13 protein-coding genes and 2 rRNA genes (1 of these 15 only partly in view) are annotated in these 14,823 nt (G+C 68.2%); 9 read left to right on the top strand and 6 right to left on the bottom strand.

The window, feature by feature from the left end; genetic code table 11:
• Window positions 1-223 precede the first annotated feature (223 nt).
• Window positions 224-1,921: a glycerol-3-phosphate dehydrogenase gene (gene glpD / locus ACX9TP_RS47825; protein WP_482977426.1), complete on the bottom strand. Its 1,698-nt coding sequence runs from the start codon at window positions 1,919-1,921 to the stop codon at window positions 224-226.
• A 198-nt stretch (window positions 1,922-2,119) separates the two neighbouring features.
• On the opposite strand from glpD, the gene ACX9TP_RS47830 reads away from it, so the two are divergent.
• The 4 genes from ACX9TP_RS47830 (at window position 2,120) to ACX9TP_RS47845 (ending at window position 6,769) form a co-directional block, all read left to right on the top strand.
• The gene (locus tag ACX9TP_RS47830) at window positions 2,120-2,518 is read left to right on the top strand and encodes a hypothetical protein (protein ID WP_482977427.1); all 399 of its coding nucleotides are present in this window, start codon (window positions 2,120-2,122) and stop codon (window positions 2,516-2,518) included.
• A gap of 329 nt (window positions 2,519-2,847) precedes the next feature.
• Window positions 2,848-5,184 (top strand): TonB-dependent receptor, encoded by a 2,337-nt coding sequence (locus tag ACX9TP_RS47835; RefSeq protein ID WP_482977428.1) that lies wholly within the window; start codon window positions 2,848-2,850, stop codon window positions 5,182-5,184.
• Entirely contained in the window at window positions 5,181-5,933 is a 753-nt protein-coding gene (locus ACX9TP_RS47840) for a hypothetical protein (protein WP_482977429.1), read from the top strand. Before ACX9TP_RS47835 ends, ACX9TP_RS47840 begins: the two co-directional genes overlap by 4 nt.
• Window positions 5,930-6,769 (top strand): hypothetical protein, encoded by an 840-nt coding sequence (locus tag ACX9TP_RS47845; protein ID WP_482977430.1) that lies wholly within the window; start codon window positions 5,930-5,932, stop codon window positions 6,767-6,769. Before ACX9TP_RS47840 ends, ACX9TP_RS47845 begins: the two co-directional genes overlap by 4 nt.
• Before the next feature lie 141 nt (window positions 6,770-6,910).
• Here the strand turns inward: ACX9TP_RS47845 and ACX9TP_RS47850 are convergent, their stop codons facing one another.
• The gene (locus tag ACX9TP_RS47850) at window positions 6,911-7,141 is read right to left on the bottom strand and encodes a hypothetical protein (RefSeq protein WP_482977431.1); all 231 of its coding nucleotides are present in this window, start codon (window positions 7,139-7,141) and stop codon (window positions 6,911-6,913) included.
• A 205-nt stretch (window positions 7,142-7,346) separates the two neighbouring features.
• Between ACX9TP_RS47850 and ACX9TP_RS47855 the strand changes: the two genes are divergently transcribed.
• The 3 genes from ACX9TP_RS47855 (at window position 7,347) to ACX9TP_RS47865 (ending at window position 9,285) form a co-directional block, all read left to right on the top strand.
• Window positions 7,347-7,769: a hypothetical protein gene (locus tag ACX9TP_RS47855; RefSeq protein ID WP_482977432.1), complete on the top strand. Its 423-nt coding sequence runs from the start codon at window positions 7,347-7,349 to the stop codon at window positions 7,767-7,769.
• Window positions 7,770-7,868: 99 nt separating this feature from the next.
• The gene (locus tag ACX9TP_RS47860; RefSeq protein WP_482977433.1) at window positions 7,869-8,213 is read left to right on the top strand and encodes a putative signal transducing protein; all 345 of its coding nucleotides are present in this window, start codon (window positions 7,869-7,871) and stop codon (window positions 8,211-8,213) included.
• A gap of 160 nt (window positions 8,214-8,373) precedes the next feature.
• On the top strand, window positions 8,374-9,285 hold the full coding sequence (locus ACX9TP_RS47865; RefSeq protein ID WP_482982336.1) for a tetratricopeptide repeat protein: 912 nt from the start codon (window positions 8,374-8,376) through the stop codon (window positions 9,283-9,285).
• Window positions 9,286-9,307: 22 nt separating this feature from the next.
• On the opposite strand, the gene ACX9TP_RS47870 is transcribed toward ACX9TP_RS47865, so the two are convergent.
• Entirely contained in the window at window positions 9,308-9,607 is a 300-nt protein-coding gene (locus tag ACX9TP_RS47870) for a tetratricopeptide repeat protein (RefSeq protein WP_482977434.1), read from the bottom strand.
• 65 nt (window positions 9,608-9,672) lie between these two features.
• On the opposite strand from ACX9TP_RS47870, the gene ACX9TP_RS47875 reads away from it, so the two are divergent.
• Complete coding sequence (locus ACX9TP_RS47875; RefSeq protein ID WP_267858113.1) at window positions 9,673-9,873, top strand: SlyX family protein; 201 nt, start codon at window positions 9,673-9,675, stop codon at window positions 9,871-9,873.
• Between the two features lie 3 nt (window positions 9,874-9,876).
• Here the strand turns inward: ACX9TP_RS47875 and ACX9TP_RS47880 are convergent, their stop codons facing one another.
• Window positions 9,877-10,320, bottom strand: a complete 444-nt coding sequence (locus tag ACX9TP_RS47880) for a hypothetical protein (RefSeq protein WP_482977435.1) — start codon at window positions 10,318-10,320, stop codon at window positions 9,877-9,879.
• Between the two features lie 257 nt (window positions 10,321-10,577).
• Between ACX9TP_RS47880 and ACX9TP_RS47885 the strand changes: the two genes are divergently transcribed.
• Window positions 10,578-11,546, top strand: coding sequence for a quinone oxidoreductase family protein (locus tag ACX9TP_RS47885; protein WP_482977436.1), 969 nt, complete (start codon window positions 10,578-10,580; stop codon window positions 11,544-11,546).
• A gap of 127 nt (window positions 11,547-11,673) precedes the next feature.
• On the opposite strand, the gene rrf is transcribed toward ACX9TP_RS47885, so the two are convergent.
• Together rrf and ACX9TP_RS47895 are read right to left on the bottom strand one after the other, a co-directional pair.
• Window positions 11,674-11,790 (bottom strand): 5S ribosomal RNA (gene rrf, locus ACX9TP_RS47890).
• Window positions 11,791-11,955: 165 nt separating this feature from the next.
• A 23S ribosomal RNA gene (locus ACX9TP_RS47895) occupies window positions 11,956-14,823 on the bottom strand; it runs 96 nt beyond the window's last position.

Here is a 14,823-nt window from a genome sequence, read left to right on the forward strand (position 1 = left end):
TCCTTACACGCCCCGGCCAGCGAGTCGTGTGCGGCTTCCCTTTCCGGCGCTCAACCGGGGCCGGATGGAACGAGAGGACAGCCTGTCCCGTTCCCGGCGCGCAAGTTAAGCACGCATGCCGGCCGGCCGCTCGGGCGGCTGTCCGCCGGACAACGAGCTTTTGACGTCCGCCACCGCTCGTGCGTGGAGCGGCGGACGTTGTGGACCGCCGAAACAGGGGATTTCAGGCGTCCGCGCTGTCCACACCGAAGATGCGCAGCGCGTCAGCGTCGTACGTGGCGAGCTGGCGCTGCGTCTCGGCGGCATCCCAGCCCAGGCGCGGCGCCATCACCTCGGCGGCCACGCGGGCGGCGGCGCGGCCCAGATCACGCGTCTCGAAGGCCACCTTGAGGCGGCGGACGAGCAGGTCGGACAAGGTGTGCGCGAGCTCGTGGGTGACGCCCCACGCGGCCTCGGCGGCGCGGTAGGGCAGGCCCTGGGCGAGCGGCCGGGCCAGCGCGGGCTCCTCGCGGGTGAGGGCCCACACGCGGCGCCAGCGGCTGCCGTAGGCGCGCACCAGGTGCACGGCGGTGGCGTCGTCACCGACCTCCGCGCGAGCGGCGGCGAACTCCGCGTCCATGCTGGGGATGTCTCCGCCGGGCAGGGGCAGCGTCTCGGTGGGCGACTTGCGGCGGGCCTGTCCCAGGTGGCGCTCCACGGCGTCCACCACGTCGCGGGCCATGACCCGGTACGTGGTGAGCTTGCCGCCGCTGATGGCCAGCACGCCCGAGGTGCTCACGTCGATGGCGTGCTCGCGGCTCGCGCTGCCCGCGTCCGTCGGGGCGCGGTGATAGCCGCTGGCGACGAGGGGCCGGATGCCGGCCCAGGCACTGACGACGTCCTCGCGGGTGAGGTGGGCGGCGGGGAAGAAGGCGTTGGCGGACTCCAGGAGGTAGGCCACGTCGGCCTCGCTGGCGCGCACCTCCGCGGGGTGGGCGCGCGTGGACGTCTCCGTGGTGCCGATGATGGTGAAGCCCTCGGCGGGCAGCACGAACATGACGCGCCCGTCCTTGGGGGACAGCAGCGTGAGCGCATCGCGGTGGCCCAGGCGCTCGCGCGGCACGGCGATGTGGACGCCCTTGCTGCCACGCACCGCGGAGCTCATGTGGTCCGGAGCGTCGAGCTTGCGGATTTCATCGCTCCACGGTCCGGTGGCATTGACGATGGCGCGGGCGCGCACGGTGACTTCCTGACCGGTGAGGTGGTCCACCACCACGGCGCCGCGGGCCTGCCCCTCGTGCAGCACGAGGCTGCGCACGGCGGCATGGTTGAGCACGGTGGCGCCGGCCTCGGACGCGCCCACGGCGTTGGCCAGGGTGAGGCGCGCGTCGTCGGTGGCGGCGTCGTAATAGCGCGCACCGCCCTTGAGCCCGTCCGCGCGCAGGCCCGGCTCCATCTCCTGCACCTGGCGCAGGCTGAGTCGCTGGTAGCCCTTCACGTTCCGGAAGAGCGACAGGGCGTCATAGAGCATGAGGCCCGCGTTGAGCTTCCACCGGGGCACACGCGCGCCCTCGTAGACGGGCCAGATGAAGGCCAGGGGCCGCACCAGGTGCGGAGCCAGCTGGAGCAGCCGCCGGCGCTCGATGCTGGACTCGAAGACGAGCCCGAGGTGGCCGTGCTCCAGGTAGCGGAGGCCGCCGTGGATGAGGCGCGACGAGCGGCTGGACGTGCCGCTCGCGAAGTCCTCGCGCTCGACGAGGGCGACCTTGAGTCCGCGCAGCGCGGCGTCGCGAGCCGAGCCGGAGCCGGTGACGCCTCCGCCGATGATGAGGAGGTCGAACTCCTGCGTGGCCAGCGCGCGCAGGCGGTCCGCGCGGGGAGGAGGCGGTGGGACTTCAGCCTCGGATGACGGCTGGCGGAGCGCGGCGGATTCGGAACGCACGGAGAGAGTTTAATGCCACGGCACCGACACGGCAGTGGAATTCAATGCGACGCGTCAAGAGTGATACAACGCGTATGGCTCGCGAGGGCTTCCGGGTGTTGAAGACGGGTCAACGCGCGAGGGAGGCAGCCTTGCGTGTCCTGGGGAAGACGGCTAGGAGGCGACCGCCCCACCCCTTTCCTCCCGGGTCGAGCCCCCGTGCTGAACCGTGACGACCGACGAGACCTGGCGTGCCTGGGCCTGATGGTCCTGGTGTACGGGCTCGCCGTCGCGCCGGTGGTGCACGCGGTGGTGGGGCACGGTGGTGGGGGTGGACACGTCCCGCCCGCCCACACGCATGGCGCGGGTGAGCGGGCGCACTCGCACGGCCCGAAGCGGGATGTGCCGGATGACGCGGCACCGGGCAAGGGCCATGGGCCGGGCGGGCACCAGCATGCGACGGGCTCGGTGGAGCACCTGCACGCGCTGGCGGCCTCCTGGACGGTGGTGGAAGCGCCGCGAGTCCGGGCGGTGTCGTGGTTCGCACAGGTCCTGCGAGGGCCGTCACGTGCACCCGGCTCGGCGCCTCGCCTGACGGCGATGCCGCAGGGCCCGTAGTCGCGGGGACGGACATCCAAAGTGCATCCCGGTGCGTAGGTGTCGCGCGGTCGAAGCGGCGCCTGCGGGCCTGTGCCTTCGTCCGTTCCGTGTATCCGTCCTGCCGGTGGAGCCGTCCACCGGGGAGACGCGTGCGCCGTGGTGTGTCCACGGGTGCGTGAGTCCCCGGGACGTGTCTTTGCGCCGCTGTCTGTCATTGCGTGCCCGTGCTCTTCGTTACCGCGTTGTCGGCGTGTGTCCTCGCCGTGTCACCAGCCGTTGCCCCGGAGGGAGGACGTGCGTCCGACGCCCCGCCTCCGGCCGTGGCGTCCACAGCCGTGAAGGCAGACATGGGAAGCCAGGCCACTCCCGGGCCCGGCACGGGGACGAGCGCCCCAGCCACCTCCGCGCCCGGCGCGACGGGCGTCGAGGCCTCCGGCGACCGCCAGCCAACGGAGCCTTCCGAGCGGGCTGCCGGCGCGGAGACCCGCGGCAACGCCGGTCCCCCAGGCGCTGAGCTGCCGGGCAGCAACCCCGGGACTGCGGCTCCGGGTGTCGACGCGGCCGTGCCAGCACAGGGCCAGGGCGAGGAGCCTCACACGTCCGAGCAGGCCGGCGTCGCGGAGCCCTCCGCGGCCGACGAGCCTGCCTCCCGGGATACCGCCGCGAAGTCCGGGCCTCCGTCCCAGGACTCCACCGAGAAGTCCCCGGAGGCCCCGTCCACGGTGGTGCGAGGCACCCGTCCCACGCAGAGCGCGGCCGAGGTGACGCTCGGCCGGGACATCCTGGACGCGGCCCCGAGGACGAGCGCCGTGGACCTGCTCCGCGCGGTGCCGGGCCTCGTGGCCTCGCAGCACAGCGGCGAGGGCAAGGCGCACCAGCTCTTCCTGCGCGGCTTCGATGCGCTGCACGGCCAGGACGTGGAGTTGGACGTGGGCGGCCTGCCGGTGAACGAGGTGAGCCATATCCACGCGCTCGGCTACGCGGACACCAACTTCGTCATCCCGGAGGTCGTCCGCGAGCTCGAAGTCACGGAGGGCTCGTACCGCGCGTCGCAGGGAGACTTCGCCGTCGCCGGCACGGTGCGCATGGACCTGGGCGTCGAGGAGCCCGGCGTCCACCTCGCGGGCACGCTGGGGCAGTACGGCCAGCGGCGGCTCGTCGTCACCGTGCGCCCGGGAGACGACGAGGGCACCTTCGCTGCGGTGGAGCTGGGCGAGGGCGACGGCTACGGCGCGCAGCGCGGCTACGGGCGGGCTTCCCTGCTCGCGCAGGCCACGACGAAGCTGGGCGACGGGCTCACGGTGAGGGCGCTCGGCGGCAGCTACGTCACGCGGTTCGACTCGCCGGGCGTGGTGCGCGAGGACGACCTGCTCGCGGGCCGCCGCACGTTCTTCTCGCCCTCCACCGCGAGGCAGGGCGGCACCGTGACGCGGCATCAGCTCCTCCTGGGCTTCGAGCTGCCCCGGACGGGCAAGGGGCGCACGAAGCTGGAGGTCTTCGGCATCCTGTCGGACCTGCGGCTGCGCAACAACTTCACCGGCTACCGCGTGGACGAGCGCGGAGACGGACTGGAGCAGACGAACGATGGCACCACCCTGGGCGCGCGTGCCGAGCACCGCCGGAGCGTGACGGCGTTCGGCCGCCCCGTCGCGCTCGAGCTGGGCCTCGGCGCCCGGCGCGACGGCGTGGAGCAGACGCAACGGCGTTACCGTGAGTCGGACGGCACCTTCTTCTCGGACGAGGTGGACGCGCGCATCACCCAGACGGACGTGTGGGGCTGGGCGGAGGCGCGCATGGCGCTGGGCCGCTGGGCGCTGCGCCTGGGTGGGCGCGCGGACGCGCTGGGCGTGGAGGTCTTCGACGCGCTCGCCTTCAGCGACCCGCGTTACTACGACGGGCGTGGCTACGCACGCAGCGCCTTCGGCATGCACCTGGGCGCGAAGGCGGGCGTGGAGTACGCGCTCGGAGACGCCGCGGACACCTGGCGCCTGTTCGCCAGCTACGGTGACGGCTTCCGCTCCCCGCAGGCGCGGAGCCTGGCGGAAGGCGAGCGCACGCCCTTCGTGTCCGTGAAGGGCGCGGAGCTGGGCGCGCGCCGCGACGGCGAGCGCTGGGCCGCGCAGGTCAGCCTCTTCGGCTCGCAGGTGGCCAACGACTTCTTCTTCGACCACGCGGTGGGCAGCACCGTGTACACGGGCGAGACGCTGCGCTCGGGCGTCTCCGCGGCGGTGCAGGCGCGGCCGGTGCGAGGGCTCGTCACGGCGCTGAGCGCCACGGTGGCGCATGCGTACGTCACGGCGACGGACACGCTGCTCCCCTACTTCGCGCCGCTGGTGGCGCGCGCGGACGTGGGCTGGGAGCGCCCGGTGACGTGGGCCTGGCTGGGCGGCACGGGCGCGACCTTCTCGGTGGGCACGGGGCTCACGTTCCTCGGCCCGCGTCCGCTGCCCTTCGACGAGCGCAGCCGCACGGTGTTCCTCGCGGACGCGTACACGGCGGTGAGGCGCGGCGAGCTCGGCCTTCGGCTGGAAGTGAAGAACGCACTCGACTCGCGCTGGCGCGACGGTGAGTTCGTCTACAGCTCCCGCTTCGACGCGGAGTCCGTGCCGAGCCTCGTGCCGGCGAGACATTTCACCGCGGGGTCGCCTCGGATGGCCTCGCTCACCCTGGAGGTCCACCTGTGATTCGCAGACACGTGCTGATGGGCGCGCTCGCCCTGGCCCTGAGCGGCTGTGGCAGCGAAGCGGAGCGCCGCGCGTTCCCCGTCGAGGTGAAGGGAACGCTTCCCAGCGGCGCCAACGAGAAGGGCTGGACGGTGACGCTGGAGTCCGCACACGCGTCCGTCGGCCCGGTGCGCTTCTTCAATGGCCGCGTGCTGCTGTCCCGGCGCGCGCCGCGCTTCGACTGGTACTCACTCATCGGAGGCACGGCGCAGGCGCACCCCGGCCACTACGTGGCGGGAGACGCGCTGGGCGAGGTACTCACCACCACCACGGTGGACCTGCTGACAGGCGCGCCGCTCGGGGACGCGAGCGCGGTGACGGGTGAGTACGGCTCCCTGGAGCTGACGCTCGCGGCGCCCACGACGTCGACGGATGCGACAGGGGTGCTGGGCGGCCACGCGGTGCGGGTGCGGGGCACGGCGCGCAACGCGGACGGAGGCGCGGTGCGCTTCGACGCGGTGGCGGACCTGCCGGTGCCCGTGGCCGGGGTGCGCTTCGAGAAGTCCCTGGGCATGGAGGCAGGGCGGGTGCGCATCGCCGTGGCCCTGGGGACGTGGCTGGGCCGCATCGACTTCGCCACCGCAACCGACCCGGACGCGGATGGCGTCTACACCTTCCCCGCTGGCAGCCAGGCGCAGAACGCGCTGGTGCGCGGCGTGGAGGACACCACCACCTACGTCGTGACGTGGGAAGAAGGAGCCGCGCAATGAAGAACTGGATGCTGGGGCTGTCGTTTCTCGGGCTGGCCGCATGTGGTGAGGGCAAGGGCACCGTCACGTTCACCACCTACGGCGAGGACTACATCGAGAAGGAAATCCCCGCGGCCATGGGAGGCGAGGACGGCTTCGTGGACGGCTGGACGGTGAAGTACGACAAGTTCCTGGTGATGGTCGGCGAGCTGAAGGTGGCCACGGACGATGAGACGGGCGCGCAGCAGGGCCAGCCGAAGGTGTTCGACCTGCACAAGCCCGGACCGGTGGTGGTGGAGACCTTCACCGACCTGGCGGCGAAGGACTGGGACCACGTCAGCTATGCGATTGCGCCCTGGCCGGACGCCGTGGCGGGCAACGCGGACGCGCAGGACGTGGCGATGATGAAGACGGACGGCTACTCCGTCTTCGTCCAGGGCACGGCGACGAAGGGCACGGCGACGAAGCGCTTCGCCTGGGGCTTCGCCACGAACACCCTGTACGAGCGCTGTGAGAACCCGGACATCGGCGAGGGCGTCACCGTGCCGGACGGAGGCGAGGAGACGGTGGACCTCACCATGCACGGTGACCACCTCTTCTTCGACGACCTGCAGTCGGCGGCCGCGAAGATGCGCTTCCAGGCGCTGGCCGACGCGGACAAGCTGGGCATCGTCGGCGCGGACGGGGACATCACGCTGGAGGAGCTGGCGGCGGTGGACCTGACCGAGCTGCCGTCGGGCCAGTACGGCACCGGCGGCGTGGGCAGCGTGCGCAACCTGCGCGACTTCGTGACGGCGCTGGTGCGGACGGTGGGCCACTTCCGCGGCGAGGGCGAGTGCAGTCCCCGGACCCGCTGAGCCGCCACTGACGGGGGCGGGAGAAAACACGCTGGCGCGGTGAGCGCGGCAGGGAGCGCCGCGAGCCTCACCGCGCCAGGCGCCAGGACCTGGGGCCGACCTCCCCGGTCCTGGGGTTCCTGCGGAGAGACGAAGCGGACTTCAGCTCTTCTTGTTGCCGCCCCAGTTGTTGCCCTGGCCCGGCGTCGTGGAGCCGGAGCCACCGCCGCTGCCGCCACTGCCGCCGCCGTCGGACGTGTTGCCCGAGTGGCGGGGGTTGTTCGGGTTCATCTGGTTGGAGCGGTTGTCCTGCGACGCCTTCTGCGCGGGGTTGTTGGGGTTCTTGGTGTCGGAACGCTGATCGTTGGGGGTCTTGCCGCTGTCCTTGCTCATGGACCTACCTCGGGAGCCCCTGGCGAGAGTGCCAGGGGAGGGCCGCAAACTAGGGAGCGCGCGCGGGAGGCACACTCGGCCGGAGGGCCCGCGCGCTTGTCGGGAAACGCACGCCCGGAGGGTGCGCTCGCGACGTGACGGAGGTGGGCCCGGATGCCGCCGCGAGCCGGGGTGCCTACCTCGTGCCCGAGGAGGTGATGGACGCGTGAGGATGGTGACCTATGAACGCAGCGGCCGGACCAACACGGGCGCCCAGGCGCTGCGGCTGGAAGGGCTGAAGCTGCTGAAGGTGCTGGAGCAGGGCGAGGTGGTGACCGAGCGCGCCCTGACCGCGGACGAGGCCCGGACGCTGGGCCCGCTGCTCGAGGCGGCCGGAAGAGAGCCCGTCCCCGCGGTCATGGTGCCGCAGGGAGGCGGGCCGGATGGGTTGGCCGTGACGCTCGCATTCGAGGACGAGGAGGCCCCCCGCGTGCGCCTGGCAACGGAGCGGCTCCCCGCGCGCGGAGCGGGCCCCGTCTACGACCCGCTGCTCGCGGAGATGGACGCGCTGCTGACGGCGGAGCTCCACACGCGGGCGCCCAGGCACGCACACGTCGTCTGGCCGCATGAGCTGCGCGAGGAGGAGTAGCGAGGCCCCTGGCCCAGCCGTGAGGCTGCTCGGCGGACGAGCCTGGACGTAGGTCCAGGTAGGGTTGCCGGGGGCGCGGTGTTCTGTGAAGAGAGGGGGATGAAGCGCGTGCAGTTCTCCGTGCATCGCACGGTGGGAGAAGCGCGGCTGCTGGCGGGTGCGCTGGAGGCCGCGGGAGTGTCGGTAGAGGTGCGCGGCGAATCGCTCGCTCCGCTGAGTGGGGAGATTCCCAGCGGCGAGACGTGGGTCGAGCTGTGGCTGTGGCCGCACGAGCTGGAGCAGGCACGCGGGCTGCTCACCGAGCTGCGGGAGAACCAGGAGGCGTCGGAGCGCTCCGTCGAGTGCCCGAAGTGCCGGGAGGAGAACCCTGGGAACTTCGAGCTGTGCTGGAGCTGCGGCCTTGAGCTGCCCTCGGGCCTGCGCCCGCGCCTGCGGGCGGTGTAGGCCCGTCCGTGAAGCAATGGCGGAGTTCGCTTCGGTGAGGCATGGAAAGGCTCTGGCAGAGAGGGAGCAGGAGGGGCGCGTGGACAATCCGTCGATGACGACAGGGGCCGACCCGCGAGGCGCCGGAGAGCCACAGCACCGGCGCAGGCTGGACCGGGGGATGCGCAGCATCCTGGTGGTGTGCGGCGTCGCCCTGCTCATCCACCTCATCCCGCTCTTCCTGCCCCGGAACATGCCCGAGCAGGAGCTGGCCATCGCCCGCGCCGCGACGAGCGCGGAGGAGCGGGTGCGGTTCCTGATGCCGCTGCGACAGCACCCGAAGGCCACGCCGGCGGAGCTGCGCGAGGCCGCGGAGTTGCTGCTGGACGGAGCGCCGGCCGAGGCCCACGAGCTGGCGCAGGAAGCGGAGCGCAGGGACCCGGGCGCCCTGGAGACGCAGCTGTTGCTGGCGCGCATCTGTGATGTGGAGCGGATGGAGCGCTGCGTGAGCACCTCGCTGGAGCGGGCGACACAGGTGGCGCCGAAGGACGCCCGGCCAGACCTGCTGCGAGCCGACTTCCAGGAGCAGGACGGCGACCTGGCGGGAGCGGCCGAGTCGCTGAGACGGGCCTACGGCAAGGCTCCGCAGGACCCTGTCATCGGCCTGCGCTACGTGAGGTTGTTGAGTGCCTCGAAGCACGGAGACGAGGCGATGTCCGTGCTGAAGGGGCTCGAGGGACGGCTCCCGCGAGGCCGGCTGCTGGTGGAGCAGGGCCGCGTGTGGACGCGCGAGGGGCGAAACGCGGACGCGGTGCGGCTCTTCCGCAAGGCGGTGGAGGAAGACCCGAGGCTGGGCATCGGCTACTTCGAGCTGGGGCTCGCGCTGTACCGGCTGGGGAACACGGAGGCAGCCGAGGAGTCCCTGCGCCAGGCCGACAGGCTGGACCTGAGCGACCCCAAGGCGCTCGCGGCCCTGTGCGCGATGCAGCTCGAGCAGCGGCGCATCAACGACGCGCGGCTCACGAGGATGGACCTGGAGCGTCGCTTCTCGGGAAGGACGGACCTCATCCGGCAGTCCTGCAGCATCCCGTGACTCGGAGGGCCCGAGCCTCGGCTCACCGGGGCTCGGTGCCGCGAATCTGCCGGAGCATCCGCGCGGAGGACTTCACCTCGGTGTCGACGGAGCCATCCACACGCTCGGTGCGGACGACGGCCTGCAGGTAGGGGAGCGCCTCATCGTCGCGCCCCTGCTGGAAGAGCAGCTCGCCGAGGGCGAATCGGGCCCGGGTGAGGAGGACGATGTCCTCGGCGGAGACAGCGGCGTCGATGGCATCGCTGAGCGCGGACTCGGCCAGCTCGGGCTGTCCCCGGGCGAGGAGCTCACGCGAACGCTGGAGGTATTCCTGGACGTTCATGGCACGGACAGATGGGCGGCGGGGACGGGACGCAAGGGGCCGCTCCGGGTTAAGGGTAGCCACCCATGGACGAGAAGCGCATTGCCGAGCTGGAGCTTCGCTACATGCAGCAGCAGGACCTGCTGCAGGAGCTGAGCGACGTGCTGTACGACCAGCAGAAGGTCATCTCCGCGCTGAAGGCGGAGGTGGAGGTGCTCAAGCAGAAGCTGGCGGGCGACCCGGGGCTGGTGGACGCCCGGCAGCAGGAGCGTCCACCGCACTACTGAGGCCTAGAACTTGTAGCCCAGACGCAAGCCGATGACGGGATTGGGGTCGAGGTAGCCGACCTCGATGCCGATGCTCGCGGCCTTGCCCTGCAGGCCGAAGCCAAAGGCGGCATGGGCGCGGAACTCGTCGCCGCGGCCGAAGACAATCCACGGGCCGGCCATGCCCTCGATGTAGACGCTTCTGGCGATGTTGGCGCGCAGGTAGAGGTCGAGCGGAATGCCGACGTCATTGCCGTCCGTGATGAGCGCCGCGCCAAACCGCGCGCCCACGGAGAGCGGGCCCGTGATGCGCCCCTCGACGCCGAGGGTGAAGCTGAAGGCGGCGCTCTCATCAATCCAGTAGTCGGCTCCGAGGCCGAGCCGGACGGCAGCGGCCTCGGAAGTCACGGGGGTGAAGAACAGGCCGACCGCGAGCAGGCCGCCGAGACAGGGACGAAGCAGCTTCATGCGAGAGGCTCCTGAGTGACGGGGGGAGCGCCACTCAATCAAGCCACGAGCACCGAGGCCAGCCACACAGTGGCTTCAGCATGCGTGAAACACGAACTTCCACGGCGAACACCCAGTCGCAGCGGAAGGGGGACACTCTCAGCGGACGGTATGGCCGCGAGCCGAGAGGGCTCGCGAGGTGTCATCCGCGTGCCGCACGGGCAGGGCGAGCGCCACCGTCGGACGTTAGACAGCGGGACGTCATCAGGAGACGTCGCATGAAAGCCATTCGCTATCACCAGGTCGGCGGGCCCGAACTCCTTCGTCTCGAGGAAGTGCCGGAGCCGGTGGCAGCCCCCGGGGAAGTGCGCATCCGGGTCCACGCGGCGGGCGTGAACTTCGCGGACACCGAGCGCCGGCGGGGGTTGTACGACGCGAAGGTGCCCCTGCCGCGAATCCTCGGGAGCGAAGCCGCGGGCGTGGTGGAGTCCGTGGGCCCGGGAGTGGACGCGGCCTGGCTGGGCCGGCGCGTGGTGGCCCTGGCGGTGAGAAGCTACGCGGAGCGGGTGACCGTGTCGGAGCAGGAGTTGCTCGTGCTTCCCGAGCGCGTGTCCTTCGAGGAAGGCGCCGGCCTCCTCGTGCAGGGACTGACGGCGTGGCATCTCATCCACACGATGGGCCACCTGTCGGAGGGGCAGGCCGTGCTCATCCACGCCGCCGCTGGTGGCGTCGGCCTGCTCGCGGTGCAGCTCGCGAAGGCCGTGGGGGCGCGGGTGATTGGAACGGTGTCGACGGAGGCGAAGGCGAGGCTCGCAAGGGAGCTCGGAGCCGACGAAGTCCTCCTGTACGGCGAAAGCGATGTCGCGGAGCGGGTGCGCGCCCTGACGGGAGGCCGCGGCGTGGAGCTGGTGCTCGACTCCGTGGGCGCGAGCACCTGGAGGAGCAGCCTGGATTCGTTGGCGGTCTTCGGCCACCTGGTGAGCTACGGCAGCGCGAGCGGCGCGCCACCGCCGGTGGACGTGGAGGCGCTGTATGAGAAATCCCTGAAGGTGAGCGCTTATTGGCTGCGCACGAACCACCCACCGGAGCTGCAGCGTCACGCCCGTGAGGCTTTGAGGGCGGAGCTGGCGGAAGGCCGGCTGCGGGTGCGCGCGGGGCTGGTGCTGGACCTGGCCGAGGCCGCCGAGGCCCACCGCCAATTGGAAGGCCGGAGCACGGTGGGCAAGGTGGTGCTGCGCGTCCCGTAGGCCTTGTCCGAGGTGATTGGGCTTCGCGCCAGGTCTGCGGGCCCCCGGCCAGCAGAGGGCCACGAAGGCGGACGCGCAAAAAAGAAAACCCCCGTTGCCACGAGGGCAACGGGGGTTCTCAAAAAGAATCCGGCAGCGACCTACTCTCCCGCGCGGTTTCCCGCGAAGTACCATCGGCTCTGGAGGGCTTAACTTCCGTGTTCGGGATGGGAACGGGTGGGACCCCTCCGACATAGCCACCGGAAAACAAGCGACAGTGCATACAAAGGGTAAGTTTCAATTCTCTGCGAGAAGAAAGTCTCGCCGTGCCTATTTTAGAAGCGTCTTCCGGGCGAGTGCTTTCGCACTCGAGCCTCGGCCTTGGCCCCGAGTCCCTTACGCCCCAAAAGGAGGCATGGAAGAGAACGGGGAAAGTAAGCCGCTCGACCCATTAGTACCGGTTAGCTCAACGTGTTACCACGCTTACACACCCGGCCTATCAACGTCGTAGTCTTCGACGGGTCTTCAGGGGCTTGCGCCCGGGATACCTGGTCTTGAGGTCGGTTTCCCGCTTAGATGCTTTCAGCGGTTATCCAATCGGCACATGGCTACCCAGCGATACCTCTGGCGAGATAACTGGTACACCAGCGGTGCCTCCAACCCGGTCCTCTCGTACTAAGGTCAGAGCCTCTCAAGTATCCTACGCCCACAGCAGATAGGGACCAAACTGTCTCACGACGTTTTGAACCCAGCTCGCGTACCGCTTTAATTGGCGAACAGCCAAACCCTTGGGACCTGCTCCAGCCCCAGGATGCGATGAGCCGACATCGAGGTGCCAAACCTCCCCGTCGATGTGAACTCTTGGGGGAGATAAGCCTGTTATCCCCGGAGTACCTTTTATCCGTTGAGCGATGGCCCTTCCATTCAGGACCACCGGATCACTATGACCTGCTTTCGCACCTGCTCGAGATGTCTCTCTCGCAGTCAAGCTCCCTTATGCCATTGCACTCGCCGCCCGGTTTCCAATCGGGCTGAGGGAACCATCGCGCGCCTCCGTTACTTTTTGGGAGGCGACCGCCCCAGTCAAACTACCCACCAGACAGTGTCCCAATCCCGGATGACGGGACATGGTTAGACACCAGAAATCAACAGGGTGGTATTTCACCGTTGCCTCCACCGAACCTAGCGGCCCGGCTTCAAAGGCTCCCACCTATCCTACACAGTCAATCCCTAGTGTCACTGTCAAGTTATAGTAAAGGTTCACGGGGTCTTTCCGTCTTGCTGCGGGTAAACTGCATCGGCACAGCTATTTCAATTTCGCTGAGTCCCTCTCCGAGACAGCGCGGAAGTCGTTACTCCATTCGTGCAGGTCGGAACTTACCCGACAAGGAATTTCGCTACCTTAGGACCGTTATAGTTACGGCCGCCGTTTACTGGGGCTTCGGATCATCGCTTCACCTTGCGGCTGACGAATCCCCTTAACCTTCCAGCACCGGGCAGGAGTCAGACCCTATACGTCGGCTTGTCGCCTTCGCAGAGTCCTGTGTTTTTGGTAAACAGTCGCTACCGCCATTTCTCTGCAACCTCTCTCGGCTTCGGCTGTACGCCTACACCTACCAGAGGCCCACCTTCTTCCGAAGTTACGGTGGAAATTTGCCTAGTTCCTTGGAGGAGAGTTCTCTCAAGCGCCTTAGGATTTTCTCCTCACCCACCTGTGTCGGTTTGCGGTACGGACACCCTATGAGCTCCCTACGGGACTTTTCTTGGAAGCAGAGCATCAGCGACTTACCCCTTACGGGGCGCCATGGGGTCTCGGGGATAGCTGCCGCGCCTTTAATCGTACGCGACACCCCTACGCCTTTAGACTGACACAACCACCGGTCAGCTCGCCTAGCTTTCTCCGTCCTCCCTTAGTTCAACGCTCACAAGATGGCGCAGGAATATTAACCTGCTTTCCATCACCTACGCCTTTCGGCCTCGGCTTAGGTTCCGGCTAACCCTGGGAAGATTAACTTGACCCAGGAAACCTTGGGTTTACGGCGAGGGGGTTTCTCACCCCCTTTATCGCTACTCATTTCGGCATCAGCACTCCCAGTCGCTCCAGCCGCCTTTACAGTCGACCTTCGCTGCAACTGGGACGCTCCCCTACCGCCATGCGTTTTGCGCATGACCCGAAGCTTCGGCACTAGTCTTGAGCCCCGTTACATTTTCGGCGCGGCCTGTCTTGACCAGTGAGCTATTACGCTTTCTTTAAAGGATGGCTGCTTCTAAGCCAACCTCCTGGTTGTCAATGACCTGCCACATCCTTTCTAGTGTTCACTTAGACTAGATTTGGGGGCCTTAGCTGTCGGTCTGGGTTATTCCCCTCTTGCCAATGGACGTTATCACCCACTGACTGCGTCCCGGGATAACAATTGCCGGCATTCGGAGTTTGGTACGGTTTGGTAATCTGGTGAGACCCCTAGCCGTTCCAGTGCTCTACCTCCGGCATTGAATTGCCCGAGCCGATACCTAAATATCTTTCGGGGAGAACCAGCTATCACGGAGTTTGATTGGCCTTTCACCCCTACACACAGCTCATCCCAGAAATTTTCAACTTTCATGAGTTCGGTCCTCCATGCGGTGTTACCCGCACTTCAACCTGGCCATGTGTAGATCACCCCGCTTCGGGTTATAATACACGCAACTGAATCGCCCTTTTAGGACTCGCTTTCGCTCCGGCTCCACCTAACGGCTTAGCCTCGCTACGTATATTAAGTCGCCGAATCATGATGCAAAAGGTACGCCCTCGCACTGGCTTGCGCCGTAGTGCTCGGACTGCTTGTAGACATGCGGTTTCAGGTTCTTTGGACTCCCCTTACCGGGGTTCTTTTCACCTTTCCCTCGCGGTACTAGTTCACTATCGGTCGCCAAGGAGTATTTAGCCTTACCGGATGGTCCCGGCGGATTCAGACAGGATTGCACGTGTCCCGTCTTACTTGGGTACCCCACTCAGCTCCAACTCGCTTTCGCGTACGCGACTATCACGCTCTTTGGTGCCCCTTTCCAGAGGCTTCCGCTAGCAAGTCAAAGTCCTACCGTGGACCCACTACCCCGCAGCCACTTGCGTGGCAACGGTTTGGGCTTCTCCCATTTCGCTCGCCGCTACTTTGGGAATCACTCGTTGTTTTCTCTTCCTCAGGGTACTGAGATGTTTCACTTCCCCTGGTTAGCTCCATCCAACCTATTTATTCAGTTGGAGGTAACACCGCTATTCGCAGTGCTGGGTTTCCCCATTCGGACATCTCCGGATCAACGC

This window comes from Pyxidicoccus sp. M15, assembly GCF_056858435.1.

Excerpts from the sequence above, each read along its gene's own strand:
- ACX9TP_RS47835 (WP_482977428.1), top strand. The coding sequence starts at position 2,848 with ATGGGAAGCCAGGCCACTCCCGGGCCCGGCACGGGGACGAGCGCCCCA.
- ACX9TP_RS47845 (WP_482977430.1), top strand. The coding sequence starts at position 5,930 with ATGAAGAACTGGATGCTGGGGCTGTCGTTTCTCGGGCTGGCCGCATGT.
- ACX9TP_RS47850 (WP_482977431.1), bottom strand. The coding sequence starts at position 7,141 with ATGAGCAAGGACAGCGGCAAGACCCCCAACGATCAGCGTTCCGACACC.
- ACX9TP_RS47860 (WP_482977433.1), top strand. The coding sequence starts at position 7,869 with ATGAAGCGCGTGCAGTTCTCCGTGCATCGCACGGTGGGAGAAGCGCGG.
- ACX9TP_RS47865 (WP_482982336.1), top strand. The coding sequence starts at position 8,374 with ATGCGCAGCATCCTGGTGGTGTGCGGCGTCGCCCTGCTCATCCACCTC.
- ACX9TP_RS47870 (WP_482977434.1), bottom strand. The coding sequence starts at position 9,607 with ATGAACGTCCAGGAATACCTCCAGCGTTCGCGTGAGCTCCTCGCCCGG.
- ACX9TP_RS47875 (WP_267858113.1), top strand. The coding sequence starts at position 9,673 with ATGGACGAGAAGCGCATTGCCGAGCTGGAGCTTCGCTACATGCAGCAG.
- ACX9TP_RS47880 (WP_482977435.1), bottom strand. The coding sequence starts at position 10,320 with ATGAAGCTGCTTCGTCCCTGTCTCGGCGGCCTGCTCGCGGTCGGCCTG.
- ACX9TP_RS47885 (WP_482977436.1), top strand. The coding sequence starts at position 10,578 with ATGAAAGCCATTCGCTATCACCAGGTCGGCGGGCCCGAACTCCTTCGT.